Below are 22,752 nucleotides of genomic sequence, written 5' to 3' on the forward strand. Positions count from 1 at the left end.
GCATTCCATCTAGGCCAGCCTCAACCCTGCGGCTGCGGCTGCGGCTCCAGGCCGGCATCCGGCTCGCCGCGCTTGCGGCCCTTGCCGGCGCTCGGCACGGCCGAGCCGCGGGGCGCATGCGGCGTATCGTCGGCATCGCGCACCGGGCGCTTGCCGGCGATCAGGTCGCGGATTTCCTCACCCGTCAGCGTCTCGAACTCGAGCAGCGCCTCGGCCACCGCGACGAACTCGTCATGGTGATCGGTGAGGATCTTCTTGGCGTCGGCATAGCCCTCGTCGACGAGGCGCTTCACCTCGGCATCGATCTTCTGCGCGGTCGACTCGGAGAGCGACTGGCTGCGGCCCATCGACATGCCCAGGAAGACCTCTTCCTGGTTGTCGCCATAGGCGACCATGCCGAGCTCGTCCGAATAGCCCATCTGCGTGACCATGGCCTTGGCCATCTTGGTCGCCTGCTGGATGTCGCCGGTCGCGCCCGAGGTGACGTTCTCGCGGCCGAAGGTGATCTCCTCCGCGACGCGCCCGCCCATGGCGACCGCGAGCTGCGAGGTGAACTCCTTGAACTTCATCGAGTAGCGGTCGCCCTCCGGCAGGAACTTGACCATGCCGAGCGCACGGCCGCGCGGGATGATCGTCGCCTTGTGCACGGGGATGCCGGCCGGGACATAGAGGCCGACGATGGCGTGACCGGCCTCGTGATAGGCGGTCAGCTTCTTCTCCTCCTCCGACATGGCCATGGACTTGCGCTCGGCGCCCATCATGACCTTGTCCTTGGCGTCCTCGAACTCGCCATGGGTGACCATGCGCTTACCGCGGCGGGCTGCCAGCAGCGCCGCCTCGTTGACGAGGTTCATCAGGTCCGCGCCCGAGAAACCGGGCGTGCCGCGGGCGAGGATCTTGAGATCGACATCCGGCGCCATCGGCACCTTGCGGACATGGACGCGCAGGATCTTCTCGCGGCCGGCGACGTCCGGGTTCGGAACGACGATCTGGCGGTCGAAGCGGCCCGGACGCAGCAGCGCGGGGTCGAGCACGTCGGGACGGTTGGTCGCGGCGATGATGATGACGCCCTCGTTCGGCTCGAAGCCGTCCATCTCCACCAGGAGCTGGTTCAGCGTCTGCTCGCGCTCGTCATTGCCGCCGCCGAGGCCGGCGCCGCGATGGCGGCCGACCGCGTCGATCTCGTCGATGAAGATGATGCAGGGCGCGTTCTTCTTGGCCTGTTCGAACATATCGCGGACGCGGCTGGCGCCAACGCCGACGAACATCTCGACGAAGTCGGAGCCCGAGATCGTGAAGAACGGCACATTGGCCTCGCCTGCGACGGCGCGCGCAGTGAGCGTCTTACCGGTACCGGGAGGGCCGACGAGCAGGACGCCGCGCGGGATGCGCCCGCCCAGCCGCTGGAACTTCTGGGGATCGCGCAGGAACTCGACGATCTCCTGCAGGTCCTCCTTGGCCTCGTCGATGCCCGCGACATCCTCGAAGGTGACGCGGCCATGCGCTTCGGTCAGGAGCTTGGCCTTGGACTTGCCGAAGCCCATCGCCCGGCCGGCACCGTTCTGCATCTGGCGGGACATGAAGATCCACAGGCCGATGAAGATGACGAAGGGCAGCGAGTTGACCAGCAGCGCCATGAACCACGGCGTGCCTTCCGACGGAGCCTTGGCCGAGACCTGCACGCCCTTCTGGGCCATGGTCTTCAGCAGGTTCGGATCGCCATAGGGCGCATAGGTCACGAAGCTGCGACCATCCGAGAAGGAGCCGGAAATCTCCTGGCCGGCGACGACGACGTTCGACACGCGTCCGGCCTCGGCCTCGTTGATCAGCTGGCTATAGGGGATTTCATTGGTGCTGGCCCGCTGGCTCGGGCTCTGGAACAGAGTGACGAGCGCCAGGACCAGCAGAAAGATCACCACCCAGAGGGCGAAATTGCGAAAATTCGGATTCATTCCCAGTCCGATCGGGCCTCCCGGAACGCCGGATGAGGCCTAGAGTTTCCCGATGATCAATTTAGGTGTCGCATACGTCCTTGCCAAGGGAAAGCAATGGCGTGGCGGCACTATGACGCCGAAGGGTGAACACCGCGTCTGCGAGGGGGCTCGATTTGCAGCGCCAGGACTCCGTCGCGGCCGAGCGAGAGAATGCAGCCCGACAAGGTCCGCCGCAAGGTCGAACCGGCGCGGGCCGCCTCCATCAAAGCTGCCCCGCAGGCCTCCAGCCGCTCCAGCCGGCCGTAGCCTTCACTTCCCGGCATGGCCCTATCGAGCGCCAGCGACAGTACCCGCAGCACGATCTCTTCCGGTTCGAAGACAAGCGCTGAAAAATTCAGACGCAGACGCCCCCCCGTTGCCTCGTTCGGCAGCACGACCTCTGCGAGAATCTTGCTGGCACGATGCGCGGCGGCCTCGTCCAGTCGCGCCATGCGCTCGGCAAGCCGCCCCAGCCGCTCTGCCGTCAGCCCCTGCTCCGCCAGTACCGGCATCACCTCCCGCCAGCGCACCCGCTCGAACCGCTGGTCGCGATTGCTGGGATCACGGACGAAAGACAACCCGCGTGCTTCTGCCGTCGCGACGAGGCGCGCCTTGGGGATACCGAGCAATGGCCTTGCCAGCGGAACCCCATCGACCTCGCTCCGCTCCCGCATCCCGACGAGCCCGGAAGGGCCGGAGCCATGGGCGAGCCGCATCAGCATCGTCTCGGCCTGGTCGTCGAGCGTATGGGCCGTGACCAGTGCCGCACCGCCGAGCCGCCGCGCTTCGTTGGCGAGCAGGGCATAGCGGGCGCGCCGGGCCTCGGCCTGTACGCCGCTTGCCGGCTTGGCCCCTTCCCAGCGCAGGGTCGCATGGCCAACGCCGAGCTTGGCGCAGAGGCCCGCGACAGCGGTAGCCTCCTCGGCGGATTCCCGGCGCAACCCGTGATCGACCGTCGCAGCATGGAGAGCCGGGCGACCGGGCAGCTGAGCCCAAGCGGCCAACAGCGCCAGCAGCGCTACCGAATCCGGCCCACCGGACACGGCGACAAGCAGTGCGGCCTCACCCGACAGCCCTTCAAAAGCAGCGCCGGCCTCGACGAGCGAGACCGGCGCGATGTCGTCTGCGATCGGGGCCGCGCTCAAGCGCAGCCGGAGCGGCGGCGTTCTCGAACGATACCCTGGCGCACCGTGTTGGAGGCGCTGGGATAGTCGACGCCGACCTTGGCATAGGTGGCGCAGGCCTGTTCCTTGGCGCCGAGCCCATTCAGGGACATGCCGAGCTTGAGCAGGCTGTCCGGCGCCTTGGCCGCCTTCGGCGATTCCCGCGAGATCTTCAGGAACTGCTCGGCCGCCTCGCGATAGCGCTGGCGCTGGAGATAGCTCTCGCCGAGCCAATAGGTCGCATCGACCGCCTGCCGGTCGCGTGGATAGCTCTGCAGGAACTGGCGGAAACCCATCTCGGCCTGCTCGTATTCCTTGCGCTGCAGCGAGGCGAAGGCGAGGTCGTAGGCATCCTTGGCGCTTTGCGGGCCGCTCGCGGCGGCGACACTCGCGCCGCGCGGCCTGTCCTGCGGCAACCCGCCCTGCGGCACCGGGCGGCCGACACCTTGCAGGTCCAGCGGCTGGCCCGTGGCCGGGCCGCCGGCATAATCATCCTCGATGATGCCGGCGATCGCGCCGCCGCCGCCGAGCTGCTGGGGCGCCCCGGCGGCACCCTGCTGCATCGTCGGGTCGAAGGCGTCGCCGCGGCGCTGACGCTGCGGCGCTCCGCCGGCAGGCGGCGCGCCCGTCGGGCCGGGAGCCGCCGTGCTCGGACGCCCGCCACCGCCCTTTTCGCTCAGGCGGAAATCGACGTCTTCCTGGAATTTGCGGAGTTGCTCGGAGAGCCTGCGATTCTCGAACTGGAGCTGCTCGATCTGGCCGGACATCTGGCGCAGCTGGTTTTCCAGCCGCGTCGTGCGGACCAGCAGATCGGCCGCGTCCTGCGCCGTGGCCGGCACAACGCCGCCGGCCAACGCAGCGGAGAGCGCCAAAGCGGCCAGTCCCGGACGGGAGAGATGGCGGGCTAGGAGAGAACGAAGCATCGTTGAGACCGGTTTCCGTACATGTCGCGCGCGTCTCTATACCATCAGCTCACCACGGCCAAAATATGAACATTTTCATGGCGGGCCTGATCAGACGGCGCGCCATGTGCAAACCTAGGGCAAACGCATAAAGAACCACTGGCGCTTTGCCGGCGACGACCCTACATTGGCGGAGCGGGGCTGCCTGGTGCGTGCGAGACAGCATTCCCCGGGCCCATACGACTCCCTAGGGAGCTGTCCCTGACCGGGTCCCTGGATCCGGACACACGGCGCCCACCTACTTCTGTAGGTGTCCCGGGATTCAAAACTCCACGGCCGAGGTGGCTCCGCAACCTTCATGACGATGACGTCCGACACGCACGCTCCGCCCTCCCCGCGCAAAGCGGCCCTCCGCGCGGAAGCGCTGGCCCGCCGCGACGGGCTCGATCTCGACAATCGGCTGGAATGGGATGCGGAGATCGCCGCCCACGCCCTTGCCCTCCCAGTCTGGAAGGGCAGCACCAGCCCCGTCTCGGCCTATTGGCCGATGCGCTCGGAGGCCGATCCCCGCCCGATCCTCGAAGCCCTGCATGAGCGCGGCCTGCCGCTCTGCCTGCCGGCTATCGTCGACAAGCGCATGATCTTCCGGCGCTGGGCGCCCTATGAACCGATCGTGCCCGGCGGCTTCGGCACGCTCGTTCCCGCGCCCGGCCAGGCGGAGCTGAAGCCCACGATCCTGCTCGTGCCGCTCGCCGCCTTCGACCGGCGCGGCTACCGCATCGGTTACGGCAAGGGCTACTACGACCGGGTGCTGACGGAGCTCGGGCCAACCGTCAGCATCGGCATCGGCTACGCCGCGCAGGAGATCGACGCCGTGCCGGACGAGCCGCATGACCGGCGCCTCGACTGGATCGTGACCGAGCGCGAAACCCTTCGTTGCGGTTGATTCCCGCGCGCCTTCGCGCGAGGGAGAAAGCCTTCGCGGTTTTCGAGTCTGTTTCATGCGCCTTCTCTTCCTCGGTGACATCGTCGGCCGTCCCGGCCGGATTGCGGTTCAGGAGCGGCTGCCCGCCCTGCGCGAGGCCTGGAAGCTCGACTGCGTCATTATCAACGGCGAGAACTCGGCCGGCGGCTTCGGCATCACCGAGGCGATCTGCGACGAGATCCTCGCCGCCGGCGCCGATGTCGTGACGCTCGGCAACCATTCCTGGGACCAGCGCGAGGCCCTCGTCTTCATCGCCCGGCAGGACCGGCTGATCCGCCCGGCCAACTATCCGCCCGGTACGCCCGGCCGCGGCGCGACCGTGATCGAGGCCCGCAACGGCGCCCGCGTCCTCGTCGTCAACGTCATGGGCCGGCTGTTCATGGACGCGCTCGACGATCCCTTCGCCGCAGTCGAGCGCGAGCTCTCCGCCTGCCCGCTCGGCGAAGTGGCGGACGCCGTCATCGTCGACGTCCATGCCGAAGCGACCAGCGAGAAGCAGGCCATGGGCTATTTCCTCGACGGCCGCGCCAGCCTCGTCGTCGGCACACATACCCATGCACCGACCTCCGACACGCGCATCCTTCCGGCCGGCACAGCTTATCAATCCGATGCCGGCATGTGCGGCGACTATGATTCCGTGCTCGGCATGCAGAAGGACGAGCCAGTGCGCCGCTTCCTGCAGAAGGTGCCGGGCGCACGGCTGGAGCCTGCCACAGGCGAAGGCACGCTCTCCGGCGTCGCGGTCGATATCGACGATGCCACCGGCCTGGCCAAAGCGGTCTGGGCCGTGCGCGTCGGCCCGCATCTCAGCCAGGCCGTGCCGGAGGCCTGGATTTCCTGACGCTTTCCAACCCGCGCAGCGCTTGCGCGCGGGCGGAGCCGGCGCCTATAAGGCCGGCTTCCAGCGCTTTCCGCCGCAACCCTCGAAGGTAACGAGCTCCCATGGCCGGCCATTCACAGTTCAAGAACATCATGCACCGCAAGGGCAAGCAGGATGCCGTGCGTTCCAAGCTGTTCTCGAAACTGGCCCGCGAAATCACCGTCGCCGCCAAGATGGGCATGCCTGACATCAACATGAACCCGCGCCTGCGCATGGCGGTGCTCGCCGCGCGCGCCGAGAACATGCCGAAAGACAATATCCAGCGCGCCATCAACAAGGCGGCCGGCGGCGAAGGCGACAACTATGACGAGGTCCGCTACGAGGGCTACGGCCCGGGCGGCGCCGCCGTCATCGTCGAGGCGCTGACCGACAACCGCAATCGCACCGCCTCCGCCGTGCGCTCCTACTTCACCAAGTCGGGCGGTGCGCTGGGCGAGAGCAACTCCGTCTCCTTCATGTTCAACCGCGTCGGCGAGATCAGCTATCCGCCCGAGGCAGGCGACGCCGACAAGGTGATGGAAGCCGCGATCGAAGCCGGCGCCGACGACGTGATCTCCGACGAGAACGGCCACACCATCCTCTGCGCCTTCGACGCGCTGAACGAGGTCTCCAAGGCGCTCGAAGCTTCGCTGGGTGCTCCGGCCTCGGCGAAGCCCGTCTGGCGCCCGACGACTTCAGCTCCGCTCGACGAGGACAAGGCCGCCTCGATGATGAAATTGATGGAAGCGCTCGACAACGATGACGACGTCCAGAACGTCTTCGCCAATTTCGAGATCGCCGACGACATCATGGCCAAGCTCAGCGCCTGAGCCGAAGCCAGCGCCTTCTGCATCATGGCCGGGCTCGTCCCGGCCATTTGCGTCTTTGCAACCTCGATACGGCGTCGAGAACGCGGATGCCCGCGACGTCTCTTACCGCCCGATCACCACGTCCCAGAGCGGCAGGCTGATCAGCGCGCTGAGAAAAATCACCAGATAGGCCCCGCGCCGGAACGTCTCCTCCGAGGCCAGCCGGAAGCCATGCGTTCCGGCCCAGAGCCCGACGCCGTAGACCGCGAAAAGCGGCACCGCCATCAGCAGGGCGCCGCCGGTCAGAATCCCCTTCCACCACAGCACCGCGCCGCTGATCAGCGTCGAGACGCCGAAAAAGGCCTGCAGGTTGGCCCGCGTCTTGTGCCGGTCGTTGCGCTGCGCGCCGAGCCAGAACACCGCGAGCGGCATGCCGCCGATCGAGGCCATGCCGTTGAACAGACCGGACAGCGCCCCGACCCCGAGCGAAAGCGGGATCGTCGGCCGCCCGTGATAGCGCCAGCCCGACGCCATCAGCGCGACCGCGATCAGCACGAGCAAGGCCAGCACCCAGCGCATCGTCTCGCGGTCGAGCCAGATCAGCAGCCAGATGCCGGCCGGCAGCGCCAGCGTCGCGGTCAGCAGCAGCGGCAGGATCTCGCGCCATTCCGCCTGCCGGGCGCTGCGCGCCGCGATCGGCAGCGCATAAGGCAGGTCGATGAACCAGATCAGGCCGAGCGCCGCGACCGGCCCCAACACGACCGAGGCCAGCGGCATGAACACCATGGCGAAACCGAAGCCGGTGAAGCCGCGCACGAGCCCGCCGAGCAGCGTCGCGGCCAGCAGGACGGCGATGCCGGAGGCCGAGACGCCCGGCATGAAGGAAGACAGGATCGAGGACATGGAGCCGGCTGGAGAAGAAAGATGTGGCGAACCATGCCCGCGGGCCGGCAGCAAGAACAACTTTCCTTTTTGATGTCATCGATCAGGGGAATTCATCCCGCCCTGTCCCATCGCCCGTCTCGGCGCGGGACAAATCCGAAACATCCGCTAGGTTGAGCCCGTCATGGCACCTCCGATTCGCATCCTCGGCATCGATCCCGGCCTCCGGAAAACCGGCTGGGGCATCGTGATCTCGGAAGGCAGCAAGCTCTCCTTCGTCGCCTGCGGCTGCATCGAGAGCGACGGCGCCCTGTCGCTCGGCCAGCGCCTGCGGCAATTGCACGAAGGCCTGAACAAGGTCCTCGCCGCGCATCGCCCGCATGAGGCCGCCGTCGAGGAGACCTTCATCAACCGCGACCCGCAATCGGCGCTGAAGCTCGGGCAGGCCCGTGGCATCGCGCTGGTCGTGCCGGCGCTCGCCGGGCTCGATGTCGCGGAATATGCCGCCAACCTCGTCAAGAAGACCGTGGTCGGCGTCGGCCATGCCGACAAGAAGCAGGTCCAGGCGATGATCCGCGTGCTCCTGCCCAAGGCCGAGACCTCCTCGGCCGATGCCGCGGACGCACTTGCCGTCGCGATCTGCCATGCCCAGCATCGCGGCATGAAGGCGCTGGTCGCGCAGATGCGAGCGGCGGGTTGAACGAGACGGCCGGGGGAACGAGACTATGATCGGCAAGCTCAAGGGCCTGATCGATTCCTATGGCGAGGACCACGTCATCATCGACGTGCAGGGGGTCGGCTATGTCGTGCAGTGCTCGGCGCGCACCCTCCAGCGCCTGCCCCAGCCGGGCGAGGCGGCCGCGCTCTCGATCGAGACCCATGTCCGCGAGGATGCGATCCGCCTCTACGGCTTCATGTCTGACAATGAGCGCGACTGGTTCCGCCTGATGCAGGTCGTGCAGGGCGTCGGCGCCAAGGTCGCGCTCGCCATCCTCTCGACGCTGGATCCGGGCGCGCTCGCCACCGCCATCGCCACCAACGACAAGGCTGCGATCGCCCGCGCGCCCGGCGTCGGCCCCAAGCTGGCACAGCGCCTCTGCGCCGAGCTCAAGGACAAGGCCCCGGCCTTCGGCCATATCGATCCGGGCGTCACCCAGCTCGCCGGCGCGCTCGAAGACCGCAAGCTGCCTCAACCGATCGCAGACGCCGTGTCGGCGCTCGCCAATCTCGGCTATCCTCAGGCGCAGGCGGTGGCAGCGGTTGCGGCTGCGGCCAAGGCCGCCGGCGATGGGGCCGGCACGGCCCAGCTCATCAAGCTGGGCCTGAAGGAACTGGCGAAGTGAGCGAAGCGCCCGACGAGCTTCAACTGCGCGTCGTCACCGACAAGACCGAGCTTTGCCGCATCATGCTGGCGAGCTGGGGCTCGCACAGCATGATGATCGATCTGCACGTCTACGACGTCGCCGAGATCGACGCGCTCGGCCTGTTCGACGGCTCGGGCAAGACGGCGGCGCTGGCAAGCTGGACCGTGCGGGGCGACAGCGCCTATCTCTGCGCGCTGCATTCGCTGAAGCCGGGCGAAGGCGTCGCCATCCAGATGCTCGACGCCGTCATCTTCGCCGCACGCAAGGCCGGCGCAAAAAAGCTCAAGGCCATGCTGACCAATGACAACATGCCCGGCATGACCTTCTACCAGCGCCGCGGCTTTCGCCTCTCGGGGCTTTATATCGAGGCGATCGACCACTACCGCTCGGTCGTACCTGATATCATCAAGACGGGGTACAAGGACATTCCGATCCACGACGCCATCGAGCTGGAGATCGCGCTGTGAGCGAACCCAAACGCTCCGGTCTGATGACGGCCGAACGCCGCGATGACGACAGCGAAACCTCGCTGCGTCCGCTGTCGCTGTCCGATTTCACCGGCCAGGCTGCAGCGCGCGCCAATCTCCAGGTCTTCATCAACGCCGCCAAGAGCCGTGGCGACGCGCTCGACCATGTCCTCTTCGTCGGCCCGCCCGGCCTCGGCAAAACGACGCTGGCACAGATCGTGTCGCGCGAGCTCGGCGTCAATTTCCGCTCGACCTCCGGCCCGGTCATCGCCAAGGCCGGCGACCTCGCCGCCCAGCTCACCAATCTCGAAGAGCGCGACGTGCTCTTCATCGACGAGATCCACCGTCTGAACCCGGCCGTGGAGGAAATCCTCTATCCGGCGATGGAAGATTATCAGCTCGACCTGATCATCGGCGAAGGCCCGGCGGCGCGCTCGGTCAAGATCGACCTGCCCAAATTCACCCTCGTCGGCGCCACGACCCGCGCCGGCCTCCTGACGACACCGCTGCGCGACCGCTTCGGCATCCCGATCCGGCTGCAATTCTACACGGTCGAGGAATTGCAGGGCATCGTCGCGCGCGGCGCCCGCGTGCTCGGCGTGCCGATGTCCGACGACGGCGCCAACGAGATCGCCAAGCGCTCCCGCGGCACGCCGCGCATCGCCGGGCGCCTGCTGCGCCGCGTGCGCGACTTCGCCATCGTCGACGGCGACCCGATCGTCACCCGCAAGGTCGCCGACAAGGCGCTCTCCCTGCTCGATGTCGACGCCATCGGCCTCGACCAGATGGACCGGCGCTATCTCACTACCGTCGCGATCAATTTCGGCGGCGGCCCGGTCGGGATCGAGACCATCGCCGCCTCGCTCTCCGAGCCGCGCGACGCGATCGAGGAGATCATCGAGCCCTTCCTGCTCCAGCAGGGCTTCATCCAGCGCACCCCGCGCGGGCGCCTGCTGACGCCCCATGCCTTCCGCCATCTCGGCATGCCCGAGCCCTCGCGCGAGACGGCGCAGTTCGGGCTGTTCGGCAGCGATGAGGACGGCGAATAGGACCGGGTTATCGTCCCGCTTACGAAGGACGCAGGCATTGCGTCCTTCGCGCTTGATCGCATCGGATCGGTCGCTTTCGGAGTCCGCCCATGTCCGCCACCCACTTCGCCGCATCGACTGCTCTCGCTCTCGGCCTGCTGACCGTCGGCGCGGCAATCGCCGCCGACACCACCCCGGACGGGCCGGTCAAGGACGCCTATGAGATCACGATTAAGACGCTGGCCGCCTCGGGCGAGCCACCCTGGCGCCCGCCACATCGCAACAAGCTGATGAGCAAAGACTTCGCCGCTCTCTTCGCCCGCGACGATCTCTATCAGGACGAGGCCGGCGAGATGGGCCATATCGGCGCCGACCCCTTCATCAACGGCCAGGATGGCGAGGTGAAGAATCTCAAGATCACGGTCACCGAGAAGCCCGCGAACGGCCGGGCGCTGGTGAGCGCCGCCTTCCGCAGCTTCAAGCAGCCGGTCACGGTGCGCTTCCGCATGGTCGAGGAAGGCGGCGGCTGGCGCATCGACGACATCGTCAACAGCTTCGAGGGCAAGGCCTATTCGGTCCGCGACGAGCTGTCGAAGCCCTATGACTGCGGCTCCTTCATGAACAAGCCCTGCAAGCGCTGAGCGCCTGCAGGGCCGGATACTTTGTTAGGACTGACGCGCGATCTTCGAGCGCATCATCGCCGGTCGCGCGCCGGCATCGTTCAGCGCACCTGATTTCACCGCCTTCGGATTCTCGACCGGCCGCATGCCCTTGCCGGCCGTGCGGCTGGCAGGCCTCTCGGCCGCGAGCTGGCGCTGTTTGAGGGCGAGCGCCTTCCGAGCGAGGCTGCGCTGGCTCGGCAACTTGGCCTTCTCCTCGCGACGCGTGCGCTCGGCGCCGACGCGCTTCAGCGCGGCCGTCAGCGCATCGGCCTTCGCCTTCGTGCCGGTATTGTCGGTCGCGGCCCTAGCACCCTTCGGCTCGGCCTTGCCGCGCATCTCGCGCTTCTGACGCCGCGCGCCGTCGCGGGCCTTGTCGCGGCGCTCGCGCAGCTTGCTGGCCAGATCGCGCAGCTCATCGTCCGGAAGAGCCCCGATCGCGCTGCGATGGGTCCGGGCGACGAGATCGGCCTCGGCCTTGTCGAGCAGCCTCGCGGTCGCCTTGCTGGATTGCGCCATGACGGATCCTCCCTTGCTGTGATCACGCAACGGGCAACGTCCCGCCGGCAAAGCAGTTCCAGCCTTTCCGAAGCCATACCTCCTGGTTTATGCAGCCGCAGCCATTTTGAACCGCTCCGGAGCGCCATGAGCAGGGTCCATCGCCTCGAGGTCCGCGTCTATTACGAGGACACCGATTTCTCCGGCGTCGTCTACCACGCCTCCTATCTGCGTTTCATGGAGCGCGGCCGCACGGAACTGATCCGCGCGCTCGGCGTCGAACAGCGCGAACTCTTCGACGGCGAGACGGCGCTCGGCTTCGCCGTGCGCAAGATGACCATCGACTTCCTGCGACCGGCCGTGATGGATGACTTGCTGACCGTCGAGACCCGCTCGGTCGAGGCGCGGGGCGCCACCATGGACCTCGAACAGCGCGTGCTGCGCGGCGAGGAGGTGCTGATCACCGCCGCGGTCAAGGTCGCCTGCGTCGGCGGCGGACGTGCCCGCCGCATCCCCGACGGCTTGCGCAAGCGCCTGATGCTCGACGACTGAGAACCTCCGCGACAGTCGACGCAGCCCCACCCGCATGTTAGCGCTCCTTACATGAGCTGGAAGCGCGACCGCCCCGAGACACCCCGCGGCTATCACCATGGCAACCTCAAGGAGGAGCTGGTGAAGGCCGCCCTCGGGCTGATCGGCGAGAAGGGTCCGAACGGTTTCACCTTCGCCGAGGCCGCGCGCATGGCAGGCGTCAGCCCGGCCGCGCCCTATCGCCATTTCCGCGACCGCGACGAACTCCTGGCCGATGTCGCGGCCCGTGGCTTCCAGGCTTTCGAGGCGGCTTTGTCGCACGCCTGGGACCAGGGCCGGCCCGATCCCGAGACCGCCTTCCACCGGCTGGGGCGCGCCTATCTCGCCTTCGCCCATGACGAGCCCGCCTATTACTCGGCGATGTTCGAGGCCGGCGTGCCGCTCGACGCCAGTCAGGAACTGCGCGCCGCCGCCGACCGCGCCTTCGCCGGCTTGCGCCAGGCCTCCGAAGCGCTGATCGCGCAATTGCCGCAGGGCAAGCGCCCCCCGGCCCTGATGATGGCCCTGCATGTCTGGGCGATGTCGCATGGCGTCGCCGCCCTGTTCGGCCGCGCCGATGGCGGGCGCCGGCCCCTGCCGATGTCGGCCGCGGAGCTGCTGGAGGCCGGCATGCTGATCTACCTCCAGGGCCTGGGCATCGGCCGCAACGGCCCCTCCACGTCCGGCTGATTCTTTTTGCCGAGCCCACTTCTTGACAAGCGGCAGGGTCAGGCGCATCTATGTAAATGTGATTTACATTCACGCTGGTTCAGTGAGGGAGCAATGCCGATCGTCGAGAAGCTGGACGAATATGGAAAGGGTGCCTGGATCGCCTTCGCGGTTCTCGGCTTCATCCTGTTCTGGCCGTTGGGTCTGGCGACCCTGGCCTTTCTTTTCTGGAGTCGACGCATGGGTTGTGGATATGCCGGGGACCGGTACGAACACCGGATGAGCCGCCTGCAGGGCAAGATGGACCGCCTGCGCGAGCGCATGGCCGGCCGCGAAGGCGGCTTCGGCAGCGGCTTCGGCGGCTGGGGCCGCGGCGGCCCCTCCAGCGGCAACCGCGCCTTCGACGAGTACCGCGCGGAGACGCTGCGTCGCCTCGAGGACGAGCAGCGCGAATTCCACGACTTCCTGGGCCGCCTGCGCATGGCCCGCGACAAGGCCGAATTCGATCAGTTCATGACCGAGCGCCGCAACAACCCGCCGGCCAACACCCCGGCGCAGCCCGACGCGGCCTGAGAACGGCCCTGCCCATCATCGGGACATCATCCAGCCCGCCTCGATCCTTCGAGGCGGGTTTTTTCTTTCGGGATCACTGGGATCAAGCGCCCTCGCTTCGAAGGTCAGCCATGGATCGGGAGCGAACGCTGACCGGCATTATGCCACCTTGGAGCGTACCGCCTCCAATAATCGCAATTACTTCTTGCTATTCGTGTAATTGAGGCGCCTTGTATGAGCAGTGCTGCCTTTGCGCACCGCCCTCCCGCCCGAGCATTTCGGCCGGCAATCATAATCGAGAGAATTATGCAACCCGGCCACGGCAGGTTGATCCTGCGCGACGGTACGGATCTTCTTGTCGGTTATTGCCTTTTGCGTTCCCACGCAGCTAGCGGCTGCCGCGGCATTCTTATTGGCAACATCCGGTCAATCGATCAGAGCACTTTCCTCAAGCCCATTAAAATCGCCTTGGGCGAGGGCAATGCGTTCGTTGCGCATGTCGTCAGCCACTCCGAGCGTCATATCCGGTTTGCAACGGACCTCGGCCAACTCATCTCTCGAGCCAAGGGGCGCTTTGGCCGCCGTTCAGGCCGGCCGCTCGCGGTCAAGTCTTAAGGCTCGGCTCACAGCAGCCTCAGGCGTAAACCCCGCTGGGCGGAGCCGTGGGCGCCTCCAGCCGGAGAAACTCACCATGCTCAACGGAATTGGTTCAGTCACCTTGCGAAGCGGTCGGACGCTGCCTGTCACGTACCAGTTTGGCTCTCATCAGGAGCATCATTGGGTCGGGTATCTGATTGTCGAAACGGAGCACACCGATCCCAGCGAGTTTTCCTACAAGGTCCTCCTTCATTGCGAGGGCGGCACAGCAGTGGAACTCGCAGTAACCAACTGGACTGACCGGTACATGACGGTGGTCGGGCGCCCGTTGCCGCAGCTGGACAGGGTGGCTTGAAAGCGTCCTGTGCCCGAGCGAGCCCTTGCTGCACTCGCCTTCACAAAGGGAGCGCAGCTGTGAATTCAGATGGATGATAACGGAACGAAGCGGTCTCCGCTTTGCAGGAGTTTCTACCAGGCCGGCGTCACGGTGCAGGTGGAGATTTATCAGCTGGCCTAGTCTGACGGATGGACGCTCGAGCTTGTCCACACCGACGGCAGCTGGACCATCTGGCTATCTGAATTTGCGACGGATGAAGCGGCAATGGCCGAGTTCACCGCTCAAATCGCGAAGACTGGCTTACCAAGCTTGATAGCGGGAACGCAGCTCCACTTTCCGACGATCCATTGACGGCTCGAGTTCCCGCCTCGGCCTTTCCAAAGGACGTTCAGCTCGCTCTCGGCTGCAGGGGGCTTTCAAATCGAGGAGCGAGACATGTCGCATCTTTTCAAGGTCGGAGACCGAGTCAGCCTGGCATTTGGCTTTCATGACCAGAATGCCACCGGCACCTACGCTGTCACCCGACTTCTGCCGACGCGCATGAATGGCGAGCCCCAGTATCGCGTGAAGGGTAGCGACGGTCGCGAACGCGTCATTGGCGAAGGACAGGTCGCCGTGCCAGGGAAAACCCGTTCATTTGGGCGGCAAAATAACGGCCATAATCCAATCACCGGTGCCTTGAACGATATCGCGAGCAAAATGCGAAACATCACTGACTGACACATTGGGTTTCCTGCGGCTGAGAAGGGCTGCCGGGCCCCGAACACCGCCATCTTGCCCCGTCATGCCCATTCGGTGAGGATTTTTCGTTTTGAACAACGTCAGCTAAGAGGCGTCAGCAGACATCGCGCGTCCGCCGATCTACGATGCTGCCCCCAACAGCACGACGAAACCGCCCCCATGAGCCTGCGCGACATCCGCAATCTCGACTACACCGTCATACTCTGCGATCGCATGGCCGAGACGCGCGCCTTCTATCGCGATATCATGCGCTTCCCCATCGAGACCGACCGCGAGACCTGGGTCGATTTCCGCGTCGGCGCGAGCTTCCTCGCCCTGCGCCCGCGCGGGGTCTGGCCGGTCTGCGACGATGGGCCGATCCCGCCCGCATCGGCGCCGGTCCAGCTCGCCTTCCGCGTGCCGCTCGCCGCGTTCGAGCGCTGCCATGAGGAGCTGATCGCTGCGGGCGTGCCGATCCTGCGGCCGCCGACCGACATTCCCGCCTGGCGACACCGCACCCTGTTCTTCCGCGATCCCGAAGCGACGATCATCGAGATCTACGCGGAATACTGACCACCTGCCGAAAAGCGCCCCCGCCTAGATCCGCTCGTGAAAGACGCCCGCGGCTTTTTCCGCCGTCGCGCCCGCGCCGCATCTCCGGCGTATACCCCACATTAACCTTGCCGGATGCTTAACTCGGTCTGGAGCATGCGTTCCGTGGGAAACCCCGTTTCGGCCCATCTTTCGCCGGATTCACGCGCGATTGGAGGGATACGGCATTTCCCCGGATCGCGGATCGGGCGGCGGCGTGGGTCTCCCGCGACGCAAGCGGCGGGGTTTGGGCCGGGGCTGGAGCCTTGAAGCCTCCAGCATCGGCCGTACCGCCTGGGTTGAGAAGGATGACAGGATGAACCCCGCCGACGTCGCGCAGGCCGCGCCGCAGATCGACATGTCGTTCTGGACGCTGTTCTGGCACGCACACATCGTCGTCAAGCTGGTCATGATCGGCCTGCTCGGCGCTTCGGTCTGGTGCTGGTCGATCATCGTCGACAAGACCCTGCTCTATCGGCGCACGCGCAAGGACATGGACGCCTTCGAGGAGGTGTTCTGGTCCGGCCGCTCGCTCGAGGAGCTCTATCGCGACCTCGCCAGCAAGCCGGTCAACGACATGGCCGCCGTCTTCGTCGCGGCGATGCGCGAGTGGAAGCGTTCCTTCGAGAATGGCGGGCGCTCGGTCGCCAGTCTCCCCCAGCGCATCGACAAGGTGCTCGACGTCACCATCCAGCGTGAGACGGAACGGCTGGAATCGGGGCTGCTCGTGCTCTCGACCATCGCCTCGGCCGCGCCCTTCATCGGCCTGTTCGGTACGGTCTGGGGCATCATGACCTCGTTCACCGCGATCGCGGTCTCCAAGAATTCCTCGCTCGCGGTCGTCGCGCCCGGCATCGCCGAAGCGCTCTTCGCCACCGCGATCGGCCTTTTCGCCGCCATCCCCGCGCTGATGGCCTACAACAAGCTCCAGGCCGAGGTCTCCAAGGCCCAGGGTCGTCTCGAAGCCTTCGCCGACGAGTTCTCCGCGATCCTGTCGCGGCAGATCGACGAGCGCATGGCAGCGTGAGGACCTGACCGATGGGTATGTCAGCCGCTTCAGGCGCAAAGGGCGGTTCCGGCCGCCGGGGCCGGCGCGGACGCCGCCATGGCGCCATCGCCGAGATCAACATGACGCCGTTCATCGACGTCATGCTGGTGTTGCTCATCATCTTCATGGTCGCCGCGCCGCTGATCGCGACCGGCGTCCCGCTCGACCTGCCGCAGACCGGCGCCAAGCCGATCAATGTCGATCAGAAGCCTCTGACCATCGCCATCGACAGCAAGGGCCAGATCTTCCTGCAGGACGAGCCGACGCTCGAGCCCGACCTCGTCGCCAAGCTCCAGGGCCTGGCCAAGCAGGGCTTCGACGAGCGCGTCTATGTTCGCGGCGACAAGCAGGTCGATTACGGCCGTGTCGCCTCGGTGATGTCGACCATCACCGCCGCCGGCTTCAAGCGGGTCGCGCTCGTCACCGAGCCGAGCCGCTGAGAGCTGATAGTTAGAGAGTAAGGACGTTAAGGGCGTGAAGCTTTCGACCTCCGAACCTGGCATGCTGGTGTCGGCGCTCGGCCACGCGACGTTCCTCGTCGCGGGGCTGCTGGCGTTCTCGTCGCCTGCGCCGCTGCCGGATAACGAGGAGGCGATCGCCGTCGAGGTGATCGACCCCAGCGCGCTGAACCAGGTGACGCGCGGCGAGCGCAGCGCCGAGAAGGTCCAGGCCCAGCCGACCCCGCGCGCCGAGCGCCAGTCCGAAACCGTCGAGCGCAAGGAAGCAGGCGAGGCCAAGGCCGACACGCCGGCCCCGCCCTCGCGCCCGCCCGAATTGAAGACCGCCGAGAACAACGCGGTCGCGCCCCCGCCCCCGGCCCGCCCTGTCGAGCAGCCGAAGCCCGAGGCCAAGCCGCCCGAGCCCGCCAAGCAGCCCCCGCAGAAGAGCGAGGCCGCCGCCGCGCGTGAGGCCGAGCAGAAGCGCGAGGAACTGGCCAAGCTCGCCGAGGAGGCCGAGCTCGCCTCCAAGGCAAAGAAGGCCGAGGAGGAGGCGAAGGCCGCCGCCAAGGCCAAGGCGGAAGCCGATGCCCAGGCCGCCAAGCGCGCCGCCGATGCGAAGGCCAAGGCCGAGGCTGTCGCCAAGGCCGAAGCTGAGAAGGCCGCGAAGGAAAAGGCGGAGGCTGCCGTCAAGGCGAAGGCCGAGGCCGAGCAGAAGGCGAAGATCGCGGCCGAAGCGAAGGCCAAGCAGGAAGCCGAGGCCAAGGCGAAGAAGGAGGCGGAGATCGCCAAGAACTTCAACGCCAGCGATATCGCCAAGCTGCTCCAGTCGAAGGAGAAGGCGCAGTCCTCCGGCTCCTCCGCGCCGCAGGTCAACCGCACCGCCTCGCTCGGCACCGAGCGCGGGTCGTCGCAGAAGCTCAGCCCCTCGCTCCGGGCCCAGCTCATCGGCATCATCCAGGACCAGCTCCTGAAGTGCTGGAACGTGCCGATCGCGCTCGCCAACGCCCATGGCAGCGGCAATGTCGTGCCTTCCGTGCGGATGAAGCTGAACACCGACGGCTCGCTCATCGGCCAGCCCGGCGTGATCAACTCGTCCGCGGATCCGCTCTTCCGGGTCGCCGCCGATTCGGCGCTGACCGCCACCCGCCGCTGCGCGCCGTTGCGCATCCCGGCTCAGTTCGCCTCCTATTACGACGACTGGCGCGATGTCGTCGTCAATTTCGACGCCAGGGACGTCATGTGACCCCGATGATCGACAGAAGCCCCCTCCCCTTCCTCGCGGCCGCGCCGACGCGCCGCCGCCTCCTCGCCACCGCCGGCGCGGCACTGCTCGTGCCGGCCGCGGCCAAGGCCGAGCTCGTCATCGACCTGCGCGGCGGCGCCTTCCAGCCGATGCCGATCGCCATCGCCGATTTCGGCGGCGAGGGCGGCGTGCTCGTCTCCGGCGTGATCACCAACAACCTGAAGCGCTGCGGCTACTTCACGCCCGTCGACAAGGGCCGCTTCCCGGAAGCAAACCCGCCCTTCGACGCCGCCCCGCGCTTCGACGCCTGGAAGGCGGCGGGCGTGCAGGCCCTCGTCACCGGCCGCGTCGCGCGCGATGCCGGCCGCATCCGCGCCGAGTTCCGGCTCTGGGACGTCGCGACCGGCACCCAGACCGACGGCCAGCAATATTTCACCGACCCGAGCAATGCCCGCCGCGTCGGCCACATCATCTCGGACGCGATCTTCTCGAAGGTCACTGGCCTCGGCGGTTTCTTCGACACCCGCGTCGTCTTCGTCGACGAATCCGGCCCGAAGGAGACGCGCCGCAAGCGCCTCGCCATCATGGACCAGGACGGCGCCAATGTGCGCTACCTCACCAATGGCGACACCTCGGTCGTGACGCCGCGCTACTCGCCGGTCTCGCAGGACGTCACCTTCATGACCCAGCGCCTGGGCGAGCAGCCGCGCGTGCAGGTCCTGAACATCGAGACCGGCCAGCGCCAGGTCGTCGGCAACTTCCCCGACATGAGCTCGAGCCCGCGCTTCGCGCCCAACGGCCAGCGCGTCGTGCTCTCGCTGCAGCAGGGCGGCAACGCCAATCTCTACGCCATCGATATCGGCTCGCGCTCGACCACGCGCCTGACCTCGACGGCGGCGATCGACACCTCGCCTTCCTATGCGCCGGACGGCTCGCGGATCGTCTTCGAGAGCGATCGCGGCGGCCAGCAGCAGCTTTATGTGATGCCTGCCGGCGGCGGCGAGGGCCAGCGCATCTCCTTCGGCCAGGGCCGCTATTCGCAGCCCTCGTGGTCGCCGCGCGGCGACCTCATCGCCTTCACCCGTCAGGGCGGCGGCGGCTTTGCTATCGGCGTGATGCGGCCGGACGGCTCGGGCGAGCGCATCCTGACCGAGGGCTTCCATAACGAAGCCCCGAACTGGGCGCCGAACGGCCAGTACCTGATGTTCTTCCGCGATCCCGGCGGCCAGTCCGGCGGCAAGCTCTATATGGTCGACATCACCGGCCGCGTCGAAGTGCCCGTGCCGACCCCGGCCTTCGCATCCGACCCGACCTGGTCGCCCCTGCTCAGCGGCCAGCGCTGAGACGGAAAGCGCTCGTCAGTCACATTCTCTTCGAAGCCGTCCGACAGTTCCGGGCGGCTTTTTCTTTGGCAATCCTGCCGGCTCAGTCGCGATAGACCGGCTCCTCGGTGTCGAGCTGCCGGCGGATCGAGGCGAGATGCAGGCGCCCCGATTCCGGATCGCCCTCGCGCATCTGGCGATAGGCCGCCTCGGCGATCTCGGGTTTCACCGGCTTGACCTGCCGCCCCGTCGAGAGCGCCAGCGTCTGCACCTCGCAGGCCCGCTCCAGATAGTAGAGATCGTCCCAGGCCTCGGCGATATTCGGCCCGAGCACCATGACGCCGTGATGCTTCATGAAGACGATATCGGCATCGCCGACCGCAGCGGCGATGCGGTCGCCCTCGCGCTCATCCAGTGCCAGCCCGTTATAGTCGCGGTCGACGACGGTGCGGCCGTAGAACTTCAGCGCCGTCTGGCCGGCGAAGATCAGCGGATCGCCTTCGGTCATCGAGAGCGCCGTCGCATAGGGCATATGCGTATGGAACGCGACCTTGGCGCGCGGGATGTTCTTGTGGATGCGGGCATGGATGTAGAAAGCCGTCGCCTCCGGCTGCCCCTCGCCTGAAACGACACTGCCGTGGAAGTCGCAGATCAGGAGCTTCGAGGCCGTCAGCTCCCGGAAGGCCCAGCCATAGGGATTGACGATGAAGAGGTCGTCATGGCCCGGCACCAGCGCCGAGAAATGATTGCAGATGCCCTCCTCGAAGCCATAGCGCGCCGCCATCCGGAAAGTCGCGGCGAGGTCCCGGCGCGCTTCCCAGACGATCTCGGAATCGAGATCGGGCTGGTTCGGACCACGCAGTGGCGTCACGCTCGCGGCGCCGGACTTGAGGGAATGGGCCATCGCGATCTCCGGTCGGAACAGGAAGGCGGACCGAGGCAGTAATCGGGCCGCATGTCCCCTACGATAGACCGGTGTCAGCGAAAGTTGCGCTCCAATTCCGCTGCTCGTTTGCGCGATTTTTTCGCGCCCGGCTGAAGAGTTGAGCTTACCCCGCGAGCCGGCGACGATCACGCCACCTGGCGGCGTAAGGCAGGATGAACAGGTAGAGCCCGCTGAACATCAACAGGAAGAGCGGCAGCAGGGGCGAGTAGACGATCCAGGCCGGCGGCTCGCCGCGCGCCATCGCGACGAAATTCGCAAGCACGGTGGTCGTGAAGATGATCGACAGCCAGCGATGGCCTTGCCGGATCGCAGTGTTCCAAATCAAGGAAACCTCCTTTGGTGAGAAGCAGAGGTGAGGCGCTGCCCTAGCCGGCGCGCGCCGCGACCTCTTCCAGCTTGGCGAAGAACTGCTGCCAGCCCGCCTTGGCACCGCCGAAGGCCTGCTTCTGCTCCGGCCGGAACCCGACCTGCTCCATGCGCAGATGCGTGCCCCGGGGCGACGGCGTCAGCGTGAAGGTCACCACGCTCTTGAGGGCAAAGGCCGGGTCGTCATGCGCGAAGTCCCAGCTATAGGACAGCGAACGATTGGGCTCGACGGTCAGCACCTCGCAGTCGAGCACGCCACCCCAGTCGCCGCGCAGGTTGAAGCGGTGGCCGACGCTCGGCACGAAGTCGTTCTTCATCAGCCATTCCGCGATCAGATGGGGCTGGGTCAGCGCCCGCCAGAGCTTTTCCGGTGGATGGGGCATCTCGCGCTCGACGATGACGGAGCGGGTTTCGGTCATTGGTCCATCCTCTTGAGCAGGTCTTCGAGATCGTCGAACCGGCTTTCCCAGTATCCGGCCATGCGGTTCGTCCAGTCGGCGAGAGGTGCGAGCGCCGCGAGCTGCGCGCTGTAATGCGTCTGGCGGCCCTGATGCCGGTCCCGCACCAGCCCGGCCTGTTTCAGGACGGCCAGATGCTTCGAGACCGCCGGCTGCGACACGCCGGCCTGCGCCGTCAGCGCCACGACCGTCTGCTCGCCCTGACTGCACAGGCGTTCGAAAATTCCGCGCCGGGTCGGATCGGCCAGGGTTTTGAAGAGCAGGTCATGTGTGTCGGGCATCGAAAATCCATAACCAGGTGGCTATGAATTATTCCATAACCATCCAGCTATGAATTCGTCAACCGAAAACCGCAGCTCCTTTTGGCCCTTAGGCGCAGGGACCACGATAGAAGCGGGACGAGACGACAGCCGCGACGCATTTCCGCCCGAAGCGCAGGCTATCCCTGTGTTCGCAACGCAACAGCCAGTGCCGCAAACATCTTTCGCCATAATTGGTTAACCATAAGCCGCAATGCCGCCACTTCGCCCTGATTTGGCAAGGTCTCGTTTAGGTTGACACTTCATTGATGAGGCATCGCGAAGCCTTCCCCGAAGTGCCCCGCCACATCATTCGATTGCCCGGAGTCCAGCCATGTTGACCACTTTTGTTTCCGGCGGCCGTGCCGTCCGTTTCGCCGCCGCCATCGCCGCCACGCTCGCGCTCGGCGCCTGCGCCAAGGACCAGAACGCCGACGGCTCGGGCTTCGGGGCAGGCGGCGCCGCGACCCCGGGCAGCGCGCAGGACTTCGTCGTCAATGTCGGCGACCGCGTCTTCTTCGAGACCGACTCGACCGACCTGACCTCGACCGCGACCGCCACCCTCGACAAGCAGGCCGGCTGGCTGCAGCGCTACCCGCGCTACAGCTTCACCGTCGAAGGCCATGCCGACGAGCGCGGCACCCGCGAGTACAACTATTCGCTCGGCGCCCGCCGCGCCCAGACCGTGCGTGACTACCTCGCCTCGCGCGGCATCCAGGCCAACCGCATGCGCACCATCTCCTACGGCAAGGAGCGCCCGGTCGCGGTCTGCAACGACATCTCCTGCTGGTCGCAGAACCGCCGCTCAGTCACGGTGCTGGACGGCGCCGGTGGCGCCCCCGGCGTCTGATCCGCGCATCACGACAAAAGAAAGGCCCCGGATGGAAGCATCCGGGGCCTTTTTCATTTTTCCGGAGCCGTCACTCTCGGGCGAAGCGAAGCGGAGACCCGAGAATCTCCGGCAGGATGAGGCGCCTCTTCTTCACGAGATGCTCGGGTCAAGCC

The 22,752-nt window shown here is 66.6% G+C and carries 29 protein-coding genes and 1 other RNA gene; 21 read left to right on the forward strand and 9 right to left on the reverse strand.

The features are described 5' to 3' along the window. Positions 1–20: 20 nt before the first annotated feature. The 3 genes from ftsH to ybgF form a co-directional block, all read right to left on the reverse strand. Entirely contained in the window at positions 21–1,952 is a 1,932-nt protein-coding gene (gene ftsH, locus AC3WMA_RS08630) for an ATP-dependent zinc metalloprotease FtsH (protein WP_492284987.1), read from the reverse strand. A 110-nt stretch (positions 1,953–2,062) separates the two neighbouring features. After that, entirely contained in the window at positions 2,063–3,118 is a 1,056-nt protein-coding gene (gene tilS / locus AC3WMA_RS08635) for a tRNA lysidine(34) synthetase TilS (protein WP_492284988.1), read from the reverse strand. Next, positions 3,115–4,059, reverse strand: coding sequence for a tol-pal system protein YbgF (gene ybgF, locus AC3WMA_RS08640; RefSeq protein ID WP_492284989.1), 945 nt, complete (start codon positions 4,057–4,059; stop codon positions 3,115–3,117). Before ybgF ends, tilS begins: the two co-directional genes overlap by 4 nt. Positions 4,060–4,233: 174 nt before the next feature. Here ybgF and ssrS point away from each other — a divergent pair. The 4 genes from ssrS to AC3WMA_RS08660 all read left to right on the forward strand — a co-directional run bounded on the left by ssrS (position 4,234) and on the right by AC3WMA_RS08660 (position 6,712). Further along, a non-coding RNA gene (ssrS, locus tag AC3WMA_RS08645) (6S RNA) lies at positions 4,234–4,390 on the forward strand. Positions 4,391–4,396: 6 nt separating this feature from the next. Beyond that, positions 4,397–4,984 (forward strand): 5-formyltetrahydrofolate cyclo-ligase, encoded by a 588-nt coding sequence (locus AC3WMA_RS08650; RefSeq protein WP_492284990.1) that lies wholly within the window; start codon positions 4,397–4,399, stop codon positions 4,982–4,984. 55 nt (positions 4,985–5,039) lie between these two features. Then, positions 5,040–5,864 (forward strand): TIGR00282 family metallophosphoesterase, encoded by an 825-nt coding sequence (locus AC3WMA_RS08655; RefSeq protein WP_492284991.1) that lies wholly within the window; start codon positions 5,040–5,042, stop codon positions 5,862–5,864. Between the two features lie 101 nt (positions 5,865–5,965). Next, positions 5,966–6,712 (forward strand): YebC/PmpR family DNA-binding transcriptional regulator, encoded by a 747-nt coding sequence (locus AC3WMA_RS08660; RefSeq protein ID WP_492284992.1) that lies wholly within the window; start codon positions 5,966–5,968, stop codon positions 6,710–6,712. Positions 6,713–6,814: 102 nt separating this feature from the next. On the opposite strand, the gene AC3WMA_RS08665 is transcribed toward AC3WMA_RS08660, so the two are convergent. Further along, positions 6,815–7,594, reverse strand: coding sequence for a TSUP family transporter (locus tag AC3WMA_RS08665; protein WP_492284993.1), 780 nt, complete (start codon positions 7,592–7,594; stop codon positions 6,815–6,817). 163 nt (positions 7,595–7,757) lie between these two features. Between AC3WMA_RS08665 and ruvC the strand changes: the two genes are divergently transcribed. From ruvC to AC3WMA_RS08690, 5 genes are all read left to right on the forward strand, one after another. Then, the gene (gene ruvC, locus AC3WMA_RS08670) at positions 7,758–8,273 is read left to right on the forward strand and encodes a crossover junction endodeoxyribonuclease RuvC (protein ID WP_492284994.1); all 516 of its coding nucleotides are present in this window, start codon (positions 7,758–7,760) and stop codon (positions 8,271–8,273) included. 25 nt (positions 8,274–8,298) lie between these two features. After that, on the forward strand, positions 8,299–8,916 hold the full coding sequence (gene ruvA, locus AC3WMA_RS08675) for a Holliday junction branch migration protein RuvA (protein WP_492284995.1): 618 nt from the start codon (positions 8,299–8,301) through the stop codon (positions 8,914–8,916). After that, positions 8,913–9,404 carry a GNAT family N-acetyltransferase gene (locus AC3WMA_RS08680; RefSeq protein ID WP_492284996.1) on the forward strand — a complete coding sequence of 164 codons (492 nt, stop codon included), beginning with the start codon at positions 8,913–8,915 and terminating at the stop codon, positions 9,402–9,404. The genes ruvA and AC3WMA_RS08680 overlap by 4 nt, the downstream gene beginning before the upstream one ends. Before the next feature lie 23 nt (positions 9,405–9,427). After that, on the forward strand, positions 9,428–10,453 hold the full coding sequence (gene ruvB, locus AC3WMA_RS08685; RefSeq protein ID WP_492286076.1) for a Holliday junction branch migration DNA helicase RuvB: 1,026 nt from the start codon (positions 9,428–9,430) through the stop codon (positions 10,451–10,453). A gap of 89 nt (positions 10,454–10,542) precedes the next feature. Then, on the forward strand, positions 10,543–11,073 hold the full coding sequence (locus tag AC3WMA_RS08690) for a DUF3828 domain-containing protein (RefSeq protein ID WP_492284997.1): 531 nt from the start codon (positions 10,543–10,545) through the stop codon (positions 11,071–11,073). Between the two features lie 24 nt (positions 11,074–11,097). Here AC3WMA_RS08690 and AC3WMA_RS08695 read toward each other — a convergent pair whose 3' ends face one another. After that, positions 11,098–11,610, reverse strand: coding sequence for a hypothetical protein (locus AC3WMA_RS08695; protein WP_492284998.1), 513 nt, complete (start codon positions 11,608–11,610; stop codon positions 11,098–11,100). Positions 11,611–11,736: 126 nt separating this feature from the next. On the opposite strand from AC3WMA_RS08695, the gene ybgC reads away from it, so the two are divergent. The 11 genes from ybgC (at position 11,737) to tolB (ending at position 19,699) form a co-directional block, all read left to right on the forward strand. Continuing rightward, entirely contained in the window at positions 11,737–12,141 is a 405-nt protein-coding gene (ybgC, locus tag AC3WMA_RS08700) for a tol-pal system-associated acyl-CoA thioesterase (RefSeq protein ID WP_492284999.1), read from the forward strand. A 51-nt stretch (positions 12,142–12,192) separates the two neighbouring features. Then, positions 12,193–12,849 (forward strand): TetR/AcrR family transcriptional regulator, encoded by a 657-nt coding sequence (locus AC3WMA_RS08705; protein WP_492285000.1) that lies wholly within the window; start codon positions 12,193–12,195, stop codon positions 12,847–12,849. A gap of 93 nt (positions 12,850–12,942) precedes the next feature. Beyond that, on the forward strand, positions 12,943–13,401 hold the full coding sequence (locus AC3WMA_RS08710; protein WP_492285001.1) for a DUF2852 domain-containing protein: 459 nt from the start codon (positions 12,943–12,945) through the stop codon (positions 13,399–13,401). 285 nt (positions 13,402–13,686) lie between these two features. Next, positions 13,687–13,995 (forward strand): hypothetical protein, encoded by a 309-nt coding sequence (locus tag AC3WMA_RS08715; RefSeq protein ID WP_492285002.1) that lies wholly within the window; start codon positions 13,687–13,689, stop codon positions 13,993–13,995. A 76-nt stretch (positions 13,996–14,071) separates the two neighbouring features. Continuing rightward, positions 14,072–14,332: a hypothetical protein gene (locus AC3WMA_RS08720; RefSeq protein ID WP_492285003.1), complete on the forward strand. Its 261-nt coding sequence runs from the start codon at positions 14,072–14,074 to the stop codon at positions 14,330–14,332. A gap of 417 nt (positions 14,333–14,749) precedes the next feature. Further along, positions 14,750–15,034, forward strand: coding sequence for a hypothetical protein (locus AC3WMA_RS08725; RefSeq protein ID WP_492285004.1), 285 nt, complete (start codon positions 14,750–14,752; stop codon positions 15,032–15,034). A 180-nt stretch (positions 15,035–15,214) separates the two neighbouring features. Then, complete coding sequence (locus tag AC3WMA_RS08730; protein WP_492285005.1) at positions 15,215–15,607, forward strand: VOC family protein; 393 nt, start codon at positions 15,215–15,217, stop codon at positions 15,605–15,607. Positions 15,608–15,941: 334 nt separating this feature from the next. Beyond that, entirely contained in the window at positions 15,942–16,652 is a 711-nt protein-coding gene (gene tolQ / locus AC3WMA_RS08735) for a protein TolQ (RefSeq protein WP_492285006.1), read from the forward strand. A 17-nt stretch (positions 16,653–16,669) separates the two neighbouring features. Then, positions 16,670–17,113: a protein TolR gene (gene tolR / locus AC3WMA_RS08740; protein ID WP_374678693.1), complete on the forward strand. Its 444-nt coding sequence runs from the start codon at positions 16,670–16,672 to the stop codon at positions 17,111–17,113. A 34-nt stretch (positions 17,114–17,147) separates the two neighbouring features. Next, positions 17,148–18,356 (forward strand): cell envelope integrity protein TolA, encoded by a 1,209-nt coding sequence (gene tolA, locus AC3WMA_RS08745; protein ID WP_492285007.1) that lies wholly within the window; start codon positions 17,148–17,150, stop codon positions 18,354–18,356. Positions 18,357–18,361: 5 nt separating this feature from the next. Then, positions 18,362–19,699, forward strand: a complete 1,338-nt coding sequence (gene tolB / locus AC3WMA_RS08750; protein WP_492285008.1) for a Tol-Pal system beta propeller repeat protein TolB — start codon at positions 18,362–18,364, stop codon at positions 19,697–19,699. An 82-nt stretch (positions 19,700–19,781) separates the two neighbouring features. On the opposite strand, the gene AC3WMA_RS08755 is transcribed toward tolB, so the two are convergent. The 4 genes from AC3WMA_RS08755 to AC3WMA_RS08770 all read right to left on the reverse strand — a co-directional run bounded on the left by AC3WMA_RS08755 (position 19,782) and on the right by AC3WMA_RS08770 (position 21,729). Continuing rightward, on the reverse strand, positions 19,782–20,582 hold the full coding sequence (locus AC3WMA_RS08755; protein WP_492285009.1) for an aldolase: 801 nt from the start codon (positions 20,580–20,582) through the stop codon (positions 19,782–19,784). 145 nt (positions 20,583–20,727) lie between these two features. After that, positions 20,728–20,949, reverse strand: coding sequence for a hypothetical protein (locus tag AC3WMA_RS08760; RefSeq protein WP_492285010.1), 222 nt, complete (start codon positions 20,947–20,949; stop codon positions 20,728–20,730). A gap of 40 nt (positions 20,950–20,989) precedes the next feature. After that, positions 20,990–21,409, reverse strand: a complete 420-nt coding sequence (locus tag AC3WMA_RS08765; protein WP_492285011.1) for an SRPBCC family protein — start codon at positions 21,407–21,409, stop codon at positions 20,990–20,992. Beyond that, positions 21,406–21,729: an ArsR/SmtB family transcription factor gene (locus AC3WMA_RS08770; RefSeq protein WP_492285012.1), complete on the reverse strand. Its 324-nt coding sequence runs from the start codon at positions 21,727–21,729 to the stop codon at positions 21,406–21,408. The genes AC3WMA_RS08765 and AC3WMA_RS08770 overlap by 4 nt, the downstream gene beginning before the upstream one ends. A 352-nt stretch (positions 21,730–22,081) precedes the next feature. On the opposite strand from AC3WMA_RS08770, the gene pal reads away from it, so the two are divergent. Next, positions 22,082–22,597, forward strand: a complete 516-nt coding sequence (pal, locus tag AC3WMA_RS08775) for a peptidoglycan-associated lipoprotein Pal (RefSeq protein WP_257731164.1) — start codon at positions 22,082–22,084, stop codon at positions 22,595–22,597. Positions 22,598–22,752: the final 155 nt, after the last annotated feature.

This window comes from Allobosea sp. FW305-C-101 (assembly GCF_058783685.1).